The 12,396-nt window shown below is 60.7% G+C and carries 7 protein-coding genes; 6 read left to right on the top strand and 1 reads right to left on the bottom strand.

Annotated features, from left to right (window positions below; all coding sequences use genetic code 11):
- The first annotated feature begins 3 nt into the window (after positions 1–3).
- From aroK to hemE, 6 genes are all read left to right on the top strand, one after another.
- The gene (aroK, locus tag AB7M26_RS03240) at positions 4–522 is read left to right on the top strand and encodes a shikimate kinase AroK (RefSeq protein WP_032830073.1); all 519 of its coding nucleotides are present in this window, start codon (positions 4–6) and stop codon (positions 520–522) included.
- Positions 523–672: 150 nt separating this feature from the next.
- A complete protein-coding gene (gene aroB / locus AB7M26_RS03235) occupies positions 673–1,773 on the top strand; it encodes a 3-dehydroquinate synthase (protein ID WP_123499936.1) in 1,101 nt (366 codons plus the stop codon).
- 10 nt (positions 1,774–1,783) lie between these two features.
- Complete coding sequence (locus AB7M26_RS03230; protein WP_123499934.1) at positions 1,784–3,364, top strand: SPOR domain-containing protein; 1,581 nt, start codon at positions 1,784–1,786, stop codon at positions 3,362–3,364.
- A 350-nt stretch (positions 3,365–3,714) separates the two neighbouring features.
- Positions 3,715–8,160 carry a glutamate synthase large subunit gene (gene gltB / locus AB7M26_RS03225; RefSeq protein ID WP_429387896.1) on the top strand — a complete coding sequence of 1,482 codons (4,446 nt, stop codon included), beginning with the start codon at positions 3,715–3,717 and terminating at the stop codon, positions 8,158–8,160.
- Between the two features lie 33 nt (positions 8,161–8,193).
- Complete coding sequence (locus AB7M26_RS03220; RefSeq protein WP_048396075.1) at positions 8,194–9,612, top strand: FAD-dependent oxidoreductase; 1,419 nt, start codon at positions 8,194–8,196, stop codon at positions 9,610–9,612.
- Between the two features lie 246 nt (positions 9,613–9,858).
- Positions 9,859–10,926, top strand: coding sequence for a uroporphyrinogen decarboxylase (gene hemE / locus AB7M26_RS03215; protein ID WP_008067641.1), 1,068 nt, complete (start codon positions 9,859–9,861; stop codon positions 10,924–10,926).
- Between the two features lie 172 nt (positions 10,927–11,098).
- Here the strand turns inward: hemE and AB7M26_RS03210 are convergent, their stop codons facing one another.
- Entirely contained in the window at positions 11,099–12,331 is a 1,233-nt protein-coding gene (locus AB7M26_RS03210) for an MFS transporter (RefSeq protein WP_429387892.1), read from the bottom strand.
- Positions 12,332–12,396 lie beyond the last annotated feature (65 nt).

Genomic DNA, 12,396 nt, shown 5'->3' with positions numbered 1-12,396 from the left:
TCTGTGCGAAATTTGATTCTTGTTGGACCGATGGGGGCTGGTAAAAGCACCATCGGCCGGTTGCTGGCCAAAGAGCTGCGCCTGCCGTTCAAAGATTCCGATAAGGAAATTGAATTGCGCACGGGCGCCAATATCCCGTGGATTTTCGATAAGGAAGGCGAGCCGGGCTTTCGCGACCGCGAGCAGGCGATGATCGCCGAGCTGTGCGCGTGCGACGGTGTGGTATTGGCGACCGGCGGCGGCGCAGTGATGCGCGAAGCCAATCGCCGGGCGCTGCACGCCGGTGGTCGAGTGGTCTATCTGCATGCGTCGGTCGAGCAGCAGGTCGGCCGGACGGCTCGCGACCGCAATCGGCCACTGCTGCGCACCGCCGACCCGGCGAAAACCCTGCGCGACTTGCTGGCGATCCGTGATCCGCTGTATCGGGAAATCGCCGACCTGGTGGTTGAAACCGATGAGCGGCCACCGCGGATGGTGGTGCTCGATATCCTCGAACGCTTGCAGCAGCTACCGCCCCGTTAATGCGCGGCGCGAAATGCGCTATCCTCGGCGTCCTGTCGCAGCCGCTCGAGGTTGTGGCGGCTGGCTACCGAATGGCGTCACACCAGCAGACGCCATGGAATTCGTAAACTCAAGGCAGGACGCCTGATTCCATCTTCACTGTGGGGACACATGCAGACACTCAAGGTCGATCTAGGCGAGCGCAGCTACCCGATTCATATTGGCGAAGGTTTGTTGGATCAGCCTGAGCTGCTGGCCCCGCATATCCGCGGGCGGCAAGTAGCGATCATCTCCAACGAGACCGTCGCGCCGCTCTACCTGGAGCGTCTGACCCGCAGCCTCGCGCAGTTCTCGGTGATTTCCGTGGTGCTGCCCGACGGCGAAGCCTTCAAGACCTGGGAAACCCTGCAACTGATTTTCGACGGCCTGCTGACTGCACGGCACGATCGCCGTACCACGGTGATCGCCCTCGGTGGCGGTGTAATCGGTGACATGGCCGGTTTTGCGGCCGCCTGCTACCAGCGAGGCGTCGATTTCATCCAGATACCGACCACGTTGTTGTCGCAAGTCGACTCCTCGGTAGGCGGCAAGACCGGGATCAATCACCCGCTGGGCAAGAACATGGTCGGCGCCTTCTATCAGCCCAACGTGGTGCTGATCGATACCGCCACCCTCAATACCCTGCCGCCCCGCGAACTGTCCGCCGGGTTGGCGGAAGTCATCAAATACGGGCTGATCTGCGACGAGCCATTCCTGACCTGGCTCGAAGAAAACGTCGATCGCCTGCGAGCGCTGGACCAGACCGCACTGACTTATGCCATCGAACGCTCCTGCGCGGCCAAGGCTGCAGTGGTGGGTGCTGACGAGAAAGAGACGGGCGTTCGTGCCACGTTGAACCTGGGCCACACCTTTGGCCACGCGATCGAAACCCATATGGGCTATGGTGTCTGGCTTCATGGTGAAGCAGTCGCTGCTGGCACCGTAATGGCTTTGGAAATGTCCGCGCGCCTGGGCTGGATCAGCGAACAGGAACGTGATCGCGGTATTCGCCTGTTCCAGCGGGCCGGCCTGCCGGTCATCCCGCCGCAAGAGATGAGCGAAGCCGATTTTCTCGAACACATGGCAATTGACAAGAAAGTGATCGACGGTCGTTTGCGCCTGGTGCTGCTGCGCCACATGGGCGAAGCAGTGGTGACCGACGATTATCCGAAAGAGGTTTTACAGGCCACGCTGGGAGCGGATTACCGCGCCCTGGCTCAGCTTAAAGGTTAATAAGATCCCGATGACTAGTTTGCATGCCGACGAGGCTTTCCTCGGCCATTACCAGTTAAGTCATGACCCTTTCGCTCCACGGGTGCCTGGCTTCAAATTTTTCCCGGCCCAGCGCAAACCGGTGCTGGGGCAACTGCATCATCTGGCCCGTTACAGCCAGTTGTTGCTGGTGGTCACTGGCCCTCAAGGCAGCGGCAAAACCCTGTTGCGTCAGGCCCTGGTGGCCAGCACCAACAAACAGTCAGTGCAGAGCGTGGTGGTTTCCGCCCGTGGCGCCGGCGATGCGGCTGGTGTGCTGCGTCAGGTGGCTCAGGCGCTGAATGTCGAGCAGGCTGAAATCGGCGCGATCCTGGCCCAGGTGGTACAGCTTGCCCTCACGGGGCAGGAAGTCTATTTGCTGGTGGATGATGCCGAGCAACTCGACGAATCCGCGCTGGAAGCCTTGCTGGCCTTGGCAGCGGGCGCACCGGAAGGTCGCCCCCACGTGTTCCTGTTCGGCGAGTCCTCGCTGATTGCTCAGCTTGATGCGCTGAGCCTTGAGGAAGAGCGTTTCCACGTCATCGAATTGCAGCCTTACACCGAAGAAGAAACCCGCGAATATCTGGATCAGCGTCTTGAAGGCGCTGGCCGGGGTATCGAACTTTTCACCGCGGATCAGATCTCTGATATTCACGAAAGCTCCGACGGTTGGCCTGGCAACATCAATCAGGTCGCCCGCGATGCAATGATCGAAGCCATGATTGCCAGCCGCTCAGCGGTGAAGCGTCCAAGTATGGGGTTCAACATGCCGAAGAAACACGTATTGGCGATTTCCGCCGTAGTCGTGGTCGCGGTAGCCGCCGCCTGGTTGATGCCGGGTCGCAGCAAAGCACCGACCACCGGCGCGCCTGCCAATGAACAGGCACAACTGCCATTGGGCCAGGGCGCGCCACAAACTGACAGCAGTGGCGCTCCCGCCGTAGAGTTCGCCGGTAATTCACAACCGATGCCATTGCCGTTGGTCGGCAACTCGCAGCCGGTAATGCGTGGCCCGTTGGCCGAAGCGGCCGGTGGTATCACCGAAGGCGACGACGGCGTGCCGGTCGAAGGTTCCAGCGCTACACCGCCAACCGTGACCACGACTGCGCCGCCTGCCGGCATCCAGCCGGCGCCAACGCCTGCGGCCAAACCGGTTCCAGCGCCGACTCAGGTCGCGACCGCCAAGCCAGCGCCTGCACCTGTTGCCAAACCGGCTCCAGCGCCCGCCAAGCCGGTCGCCGCCGCCAAACCTGCCGAGAAGCCAGTCGCCGTGGCTAAAGCCGCCGGTGGCAGCTGGTACGCAGGCCAGGCGCCGGGTAACTACGTGGTGCAAATCCTCGGCACCAGCTCCGAATCGGCCGCGCAAAGCTTCGTCAAAGAGCAGGGCGGCGAGTACCGTTATTTCAAGAAAGTCCTCAACGGCAAGCCGCTTTACGTCATCACCTACGGTAGCTTCGCCAACCGCGATGCAGCCGTTACCGCCATCAAAGCCTTGCCAGCGAAGGTTCAGGCTGGTAAACCTTGGCCTCGCACTGTCGCCAGCGTCCAACAGGAACTGGCAACAACTCGCTGAAGATTCGGCGGCCTTACCCAGGCCGCCTCTCCAAGCACCTCAAAATTTCTGCAAGCGCATGCCGTCTCTACAGACCGCGTGCCTTGTGGTGTCTGCGTCACAGTGGTCTTTGAGTCGTTGCGGTCAAAATTAAAAAAGTTTTGACTAGCACAGCATATCGCTTTAAACCTTTCACAAATGCGACATAGATTTGCGACATTTCGTCGTCAAATTTGTGAGCCTCTGTGTCGGTGTGTACAATGACCTCCCTTTTGCCCCCGCAAAGCTGGCGTACGTTCGGCGTGGATGGTAACTGGCTGAATTGAAAAGAAATTTGCCTCGATAAGAGGCAGCCTGGTGAGAAAGTGTCTATGAAAGCAGGTCTGTACCAACCAGATGAATTCAAGGATAACTGCGGTTTCGGCCTGATAGCCCATATGCAGGGCGAGCCCAGTCATACCCTTTTGCAAACGGCCATTGAGGCCCTGACCTGCATGACCCACCGCGGTGGGATCAACGCCGACGGCAAGACCGGTGACGGTTGCGGTCTGCTGATTCAAAAACCGGATGTATTCCTGCGAGCCATCGCCCAGGAAACCTTCGGTGTCGAACTGCCCAAGCAATATGCGGTGGGCATGGTCTTCTTCAACCAGGACCCGGTGAAAGCCGAAACCGCTCGCGAGAACATGAACCGCGAGATCCTGGCCGAAGGCCTGCAACTGGTCGGCTGGCGCAAAGTGCCGATCGACACCAGCGTCCTCGGCCGCCTGGCCCTTGAGCGCCTGCCGCAAATCGAGCAGGTCTATATCGGCGGTGAAGGCCTGAGCGATCAGGACATGGCGATCAAGCTGTTCAGCGCCCGTCGTCGTTCGTCCGTGGCCAACGCCGCCGACGTCGATCACTACATCTGCAGCTTTTCCCACAAGACCATCATTTATAAAGGCCTGATGATGCCGGCGGATCTGACCGCCTTCTATCCAGACCTGAGCGACCAGCGCCTGCAAACCGCAATCTGCGTGTTCCACCAGCGCTTCTCCACCAACACCTTGCCGAAATGGCCGCTGGCTCAGCCGTTCCGCTTCCTCGCCCACAATGGCGAGATCAACACCATCACCGGCAACCGCAACTGGGCTCAGGCCCGTCGCACCAAGTTCACCAACGATCTGATGGATCTGGAAGAACTCGGCCCGCTGGTGAACCGCGTAGGTTCCGACTCCTCCAGCATGGACAACATGCTCGAGTTGATGGTCACCGGTGGCATCGACCTGTTCCGTGGCGTGCGGATGATCATTCCGCCTGCGTGGCAGAACGTCGAAACCATGGACCCGGATCTGCGTGCGTTCTACGAATACAACTCGATGCACATGGAACCGTGGGACGGCCCGGCCGGCGTGGTAATGACTGATGGTCGTTACGCGGTGTGCCTGCTCGACCGTAACGGTCTGCGTCCTGCGCGTTGGGTCACCACCAAGAACGGCTTCATTACACTGGCCTCGGAAATCGGTGTCTGGAACTACCAGCCTGAAGACGTGATCGCCAAGGGCCGCGTTGGCCCTGGCCAGATCTTTGCCGTGGACACCGAAACCGGTCAGATCCTCGACACCGATGCCATCGACAACCGTTTGAAGTCCCGTCATCCGTACAAGCAATGGCTGCGCAAGAATGCCCTGCGCATCCAGGCGACCATGGAAGACAACGACCATGGTTCGGCGTTCTACGACGTCGATCAGCTCAAGCAGTACATGAAGATGTATCAGGTCACGTTCGAAGAGCGCGACCAGGTGCTGCGTCCGCTCGGCGAGCAAGGCTACGAAGCCGTTGGCTCGATGGGCGATGACACGCCGATGGCCGTGCTGTCCCAGCGTGTGCGTACGCCGTACGACTATTTCCGTCAGCAGTTCGCGCAGGTGACCAACCCGCCGATCGACCCGCTGCGTGAGGCCATCGTCATGTCGCTGGAAATCTGCCTCGGTGCCGAGCGCAACATTTTCCAGGAGTCGCCGGAACACGCCTCGCGCGTGATCCTCAGCTCGCCGGTCATTTCCCCGGCCAAGTGGCGCTCGCTGATGAACCTCGATCGTCCGGGCTTCGAACGCCAGATCATCGACCTCAACTACGACGAGAGCGTTGGCCTTGAAGCCGCAGTGCGCAATGTTGCCGATCAGGCTGAAGAAGCCGTTCGCGCCGGTCGCACCCAGATCGTGCTGAGTGACCGTCACATCGCCCCGGGCAAGTTGCCGATCCACGCTTCGCTCGCCACCGGCGCGGTGCACCACCGCCTGACCGAAAAAGGCCTGCGGTGCGACTCCAACATCCTGGTGGAAACCGCCACTGCTCGCGACCCGCATCACTTCGCGGTACTGATCGGTTTCGGCGCCTCGGCGGTCTATCCGTTCCTGGCCTACGAAGTGTTGGGCGATCTGATCCGCACCGGTGAAGTGCTGGGCGACCTCTATGAGGTGTTCAAGAACTACCGTAAAGGCATCACCAAAGGCCTGCTGAAGATCCTGTCGAAGATGGGCATCTCCACCATCGCCTCGTACCGCGGTGCGCAACTGTTCGAAGCCATCGGCCTGTCCGAAGAAGTCTGCGACCTGAGCTTCCGTGGCGTACCAAGCCGCATCAAGGGCGCGCGTTTCGTCGACATCGAAGCCGAGCAGAAAGCCCTGGCGGCCGAAGCCTGGAGCCCGCGCAAGCCGATCCAGCAAGGCGGCCTGCTGAAGTTCGTCCACGGTGGCGAATATCACGCCTACAACCCGGACGTGGTCAGCACCCTGCAAGCCGCTGTGCAGCAGGGCGACTACAGCAAGTTCAAGGAATACACGGCGCTGGTGGACAACCGTCCGGTGTCAATGATCCGCGACCTGTTCAAGGTCAAGACCCTGGACACGCCGCTGGACATCAGCGAGATCGAGCCGCTGGAGTCGGTGCTCAAGCGCTTTGACTCCGCGGGCATCTCTTTGGGCGCATTGTCGCCGGAAGCCCACGAAGCCCTGGCCGAAGCCATGAACCGCCTCGGTGCGCGTTCCAACTCCGGCGAAGGCGGCGAAGACCCGGCGCGCTACGGCACCATCAAGAGCTCGAAAATCAAGCAGGTCGCCACTGGCCGTTTCGGTGTAACCCCGGAATATCTGGTCAACGCTGAAGTGCTGCAGATCAAGGTCGCTCAGGGCGCCAAGCCCGGCGAAGGTGGTCAGCTGCCTGGCGGCAAGGTCAACGGTCTGATCGCCAAGCTGCGCTATGCAGTGCCGGGCGTGACCCTGATTTCGCCTCCGCCGCACCACGACATCTATTCGATCGAAGACTTGTCGCAGCTGATTTTCGACCTGAAACAAGTCAACCCGAAGGCATTGGTCTCGGTGAAGCTGGTGGCAGAAGCCGGCGTCGGCACCATCGCTGCCGGTGTGGCCAAGGCCTACGCGGACTTGATCACCATCTCCGGCTACGACGGCGGTACCGGTGCATCGCCACTGACCTCGATCAAATACGCGGGCGCACCGTGGGAACTCGGCCTGGCCGAAACCCACCAGACCCTGCGTGGCAACGACCTGCGCGGCAAGGTCCGGGTGCAGACCGACGGCGGCCTGAAAACCGGTCTCGACGTGATCAAAGCAGCGATCCTCGGCGCTGAGAGCTTCGGCTTCGGCACCGCGCCAATGATCGCCCTGGGCTGCAAATACCTGCGTATTTGCCACCTGAACAACTGCGCCACCGGCGTCGCGACTCAAAACGAGAAGCTGCGCAAGGATCACTACATTGGTACCGTCGACATGGTGGTGAATTTCTTCACCTACGTCGCCGAAGAAACCCGTGAGTGGCTGGCCAGGCTGGGCGTGCGCTCCCTCGAAGAGCTGATCGGCCGTACCGATCTGCTGGAAATCCTCGAAGGCCAGACCGCCAAGCAGAATCACCTGGACCTGACCCCGTTGCTGGGCAGCGATCACATCCCGGCAGACAAACCTCAGTTCTGCCAGGTCGACCGCAACCCGCCGTTCGACAAAGGCCTGCTGGCCGAGAAGATGGTCGATCTGGCCACTTCGGCCATCAACGACATGAGCGGCGCCGATTTCGCCCTGGATATCTGCAACTGCGACCGTTCCATCGGCGCGCGGATCTCCGGTGAAATCGCTCGCAAGCATGGCAACCAAGGCATGGCCAACGCGCCGATCACCTTCCGCTTCAAAGGCACGGCGGGTCAGAGCTTCGGTGTGTGGAACGCCGGCGGCCTGAACATGTACCTGGAAGGCGATGCCAACGACTACGTCGGCAAAGGCATGACCGGCGGCAAGCTGGTCATCGTTCCGCCGAAGGGCAGTATCTACAAGACTCAGGACAGCGCCATCATCGGCAACACCTGCCTGTATGGCGCCACCGGGGGCAAGCTGTTCGCCGCCGGTACCGCGGGCGAGCGTTTCGCGGTGCGTAACTCCGGTGCTCACACGGTTGTGGAAGGCACTGGCGATCACTGCTGCGAGTACATGACCGGTGGTTTCGTCTGCGTGTTGGGCAAGACCGGTTACAACTTCGGCTCCGGCATGACCGGCGGTTTCGCCTACGTGCTCGACCAGGACAACACCTTCGTTGACCGGGTCAACCACGAACTGGTGGAAATCCAGCGGATCAGCGGTGAGGCGATGGAAGCCTATCGCAGCCACCTGCAGCGCGTGCTGAACGAATACGTCGAGGAAACCGACAGCGAGTGGGGTCGTAACCTCGCTGAAAACCTCGATGACTATCTGCGTCGTTTCTGGCTGGTCAAGCCCAAGGCTGCCAACCTGAAATCGTTGCTTTCCAGCACCCGTGCCAACCCGCAGTGATATGCGCCTGAAGAGTTTGATGAGGTTTTAACAATGGCTGAACGTCTGAATAACGACTTCCAGTTCATCGATGTCGGGCGCAAAGATCCGAAGAAGAAACTGTTGCGTCAACGCAAGAAAGAGTTCGTGGAAATCTACGAACCGTTCAAGCCCCAGCAGTCGGCCGACCAGGCCCACCGCTGCCTGGGTTGCGGTAACCCGTATTGCGAATGGAAGTGCCCGGTGCACAACTTCATTCCCAACTGGCTGAAACTGGTGGCCGAGGGCAACATCCTGCAGGCCGCCGAGCTGTCGCACCAGACCAACACCCTGCCGGAAGTCTGCGGCCGGGTGTGTCCTCAGGATCGTCTGTGCGAGGGTGCCTGCACCCTCAACGACGGTTTTGGTGCGGTGACCATCGGCTCGGTCGAGAAGTACATCACCGATACCGCGTTCGCCATGGGCTGGCGCCCGGACATGTCCAAGGTCAAACCGACCGGCAAGCGTGTTGCGGTGATTGGCGCGGGCCCTGCCGGCCTGGGTTGTGCCGACGTGCTGGTACGTGGCGGCGTGACCCCGGTGGTGTTCGACAAGAACCCGGAAATCGGCGGTCTGCTGACCTTCGGCATCCCCGAGTTCAAGCTGGAAAAGACCGTGCTGAGCAATCGCCGCGAAGTCTTCACCGGCATGGGCATCGAGTTCCGCCTGAACACCGAAATCGGCAAGGACGTGACCATCGAGCAACTGCTCGAAGAATACGATGCCGTGTTCATGGGCATGGGTACCTACACCTACATGAAGGGCGGTTTTGCCGGTGAAGATCTACCGGGCGTGTATGACGCGCTGGATTTCCTGATCGCCAACGTCAACCGCAACCTGGGCTTTGAAAAGTCGCCGGAAGATTTCGTCGACATGAAAGGCAAGAAGGTCGTGGTGCTGGGCGGTGGCGACACGGCGATGGACTGCAACCGTACTTCGATCCGTCAGGGCGCCAAGTCGGTGACCTGTGCGTATCGTCGTGACGAAGCGAACATGCCGGGCTCGCGCAAAGAGGTGAAGAACGCCAAGGAAGAAGGCGTGAAATTCCTCTACAACCGCCAGCCGATCGCGATCGTCGGTGAAGACCGCGTCGAAGGCGTGAAAGTGGTCGAGACCCGTCTCGGCGAACCGGACGCCCGTGGCCGTCGCAGCCCTGAGCCGATCCCGGGCTCCGAAGAGATCATCCCGGCCGACGCCGTGGTCATCGCTTTCGGTTTCCGTCCAAGCCCGGCGTCGTGGTTCGAGCAGTTCAGCATCCAGACCGACAGCCAGGGCCGCGTCGTGGCACCGGAACAAGGCCAATACAAGCACCAGACCAGCAACCCGAAAATCTTCGCCGGTGGCGACATGGTGCGCGGTTCCGACCTGGTGGTGACGGCGATCTTCGAAGGCCGCAATGCGGCTGAAGGGATCCTGGATTACCTGGGGGTTTAACCGTATTCCAACATTGGAATGCAATTCCTGTGGGAGCTGGCTTGCCAGCGATAGCATCGCCTCGGTCTAACTGAAAGACCGAGGTGTCCGCATCGCAGGCAAGCCAGCTCCCACAGTGTTTTGTGGTGTTGCGAAGACGGTGTTCCACCGCGACAAATTGACCCGATAGACAAAAGGAGCGGCTCTTGCCGTGCCTTTTGCGCCCGGCTCTGAGAAAATGCCCGCACTTTTTTTCCGGATGCCGACATGACTGCCCTGAAGAACGACCGTTTCCTTCGCGCCCTGCTCAAGCAACCCGTAGACGTCACCCCTGTGTGGATGATGCGTCAGGCCGGTCGCTACCTGCCTGAATACCGCGCCAGCCGTGCCAAGGCCGGTGACTTCATGAGCCTGTGCATGAACCCGGCGTTCGCTTGCGAAGTCACGATGCAGCCGCTCGACCGCTATCCGCAACTGGACGCGGCGATCCTGTTCTCCGACATCCTCACCATCCCGGACGCCATGGGCCAAGGCCTGTACTTCGAAACCGGTGAAGGTCCGCGCTTCAAGAAAGTCATCAGCACCCTGGCCGACATCGAAGCCCTGCCGATTCCTGATCCGCACAAAGACCTCGGCTACGTCATGGATGCGGTCAGCACCATCCGTCGTGAACTGAACGGCCGCGTGCCGCTGATTGGCTTCTCCGGCAGCCCATGGACGTTGGCGACCTACATGGTCGAAGGCGGCTCGTCGAAAGACTTCCGCAAGACCAAAGCCATGCTCTACGACAACCCGCAAGCCATGCATTTGCTGCTGGACAAGCTCGCACAGTCGGTCACTTCGTACCTCAACGGCCAGATCATGGCCGGCGCGCAAGCGGTGCAGATCTTCGACACCTGGGGCGGTAACCTCTCCGCAGCGGCTTACCAGGAATTCTCCCTGGCCTACATGCGTAAAATCGTCAGCGGCCTGATCCGCGAGCACGAAGGCCGCAAAGTTCCGGTCATCCTGTTCACCAAGAACGGTGGCCTGTGGCTGGAAAGCATCGCTGACGCTGGCGCGGATGCGCTGGGCCTGGACTGGACCTGCGACATTGGTGAAGCCCGCCAGCGCGTCGGCAACAAAGTCGCCCTGCAAGGCAACATGGACCCGACCGTGCTCTACGCCAAGCCAGAAGCCATCCGCGCCGAAGTTGGTCGCATTCTCGCCAGCTACGGCAAGGGCAGCGGCCACGTGTTCAACCTCGGTCATGGCATCACCCCGGAAGTTGACCCAGAACATGCTGGCGCCTTCCTGCGCGCGGTGCATGAACTGTCGGCGCAGTATCACGAGTGATCGTCGCCCAATAAAAAACGCCCGGCTTATGCCGGGCGTTTTTGTTTGAGACATCAGGTAGTACTCAGTCAATGTGGGAGCGGGCTTGCTCGCGAAAGCGGTTGAACATTCAACATCGATGTCGACTGATCCACCGCTTTCGCGAGCAAGCCCGCTCCCACAAGGTTTTGTGTCAAGCCTTCACATCGCCCAACGGCGGCAACTTCGCCAGCTTCAATGCCACCAACAGCGCAATCACCAACAACCCGCCAATAAACAACCCGATCCCGTTCCAGCCACCCAAGTGCCAGGCCACGCCGCCCGCTGTACCCGCGATACTCGACCCGGCGTAATAGCTGAACAGGTACAGCGATGACGCCTGTCCTCTAGCCTTGATCGCACGACGACCAATCCAGCTACTGGCCACTGAATGCGCACCGAAGAAGCCAAAGGTGAAGATCAGCATGCCAATGATCACCACCGGCAACGGCGTGAGCATGGTCAGGGCGAGGCCAGCGATCATCAGCACGATGGTTGCCCAGAGCACTTTGCGCCGGCCGAGCTGGTCGGCCAGGGCGCCGATTTTCGCCGAGCTGTAGATGCCCGACAGGTACACCACCGAGAGCAGCCCGACGAAGGCCTGATCCATGTGGTACGGCTCGGCCAGCAAGCGATAGCCGATGTAGTTGAACAGCGTAACGAACGCACCCATCAGCACGAACGCCTCAAGGAACAGCAGTGGTAGGCCGGCATCGCGAAAGTGCATGGTGAAGCCGTCGAGCAGGCTGCGCGGATGCAGCGAGCGGGCGCGGAAGTTGCGCGACTCGGGAAGGATCTTCCAGAACACCGCTGCGGCAATCAGCGCCAGGCCACCGATGACCAGCATCGCCGTGTGCCAGCTGACGAAGTCGATCAATACCCCGACGATCAACCGCCCACACATGCCGCCAATAGCGTTGCCTCCGATGTACAAGCCCATGGCCAGGCCAAGGTGCTGCGGATGGATTTCTTCGCTCAGGTAAGTCATCGCCACCGCCGCCAGACCGCTCAACGACAGGCCCACCAGCGCCCGCATCACCAGCACGCCTTGCCAGCTCGGGATCATTGCGCTGGCCATGGTGCACAGCGCTGCGGCGAACAACGCGGCGACCATCACCGGTTTACGCCCGATGCGATCAGAGATGGGGCCGGTGATCAGCAAGCCAATGGCGAGCATGCCGGTGGCGACCGACAGGATCAGGCTGCTCTGGGCTGCGTTGATGGAAAATTCGCGGGACAGCAGCGGCATCATCGGCTGCACGCAATACAGCAGGGCAAAGGTCGCGAAACCGCCCGAGAACAGCGCAAGCACCGTGCGCATGAACAGCGGCGTACCTTTTTCTATATAGATCTCGCTCAGCTCAGCGACGATATCGTCCGGGGCCATGGGCGGAATTTCATGGGCGAGTGGGGCGACAGCAGTTTTCACTTCGGACCTCGGAGGGGCGCAGC

This window comes from Pseudomonas sp. F-14 TE3482, from assembly GCF_053629455.1.
The sequence above is the reverse complement of the archived record's forward strand: the minus strand, read 5'-3'. Positions and strand labels throughout refer to the sequence as shown.

What these genes read in the sequence shown, in the direction of transcription:
- aroB (WP_123499936.1), top strand. Translation starts at nt 673, where the DNA reads ATGCAGACACTCAAGGTCGATCTAGGCGAGCGCAGCTACCCGATTCAT.
- AB7M26_RS03230 (WP_123499934.1), top strand. Translation starts at nt 1,784, where the DNA reads ATGACTAGTTTGCATGCCGACGAGGCTTTCCTCGGCCATTACCAGTTA.
- gltB (WP_429387896.1), top strand. Translation starts at nt 3,715, where the DNA reads ATGAAAGCAGGTCTGTACCAACCAGATGAATTCAAGGATAACTGCGGT.
- AB7M26_RS03220 (WP_048396075.1), top strand. Translation starts at nt 8,194, where the DNA reads ATGGCTGAACGTCTGAATAACGACTTCCAGTTCATCGATGTCGGGCGC.
- hemE (WP_008067641.1), top strand. Translation starts at nt 9,859, where the DNA reads ATGACTGCCCTGAAGAACGACCGTTTCCTTCGCGCCCTGCTCAAGCAA.
- AB7M26_RS03210 (WP_429387892.1), bottom strand. Translation starts at nt 12,331, where the DNA reads ATGGCCCCGGACGATATCGTCGCTGAGCTGAGCGAGATCTATATAGAA.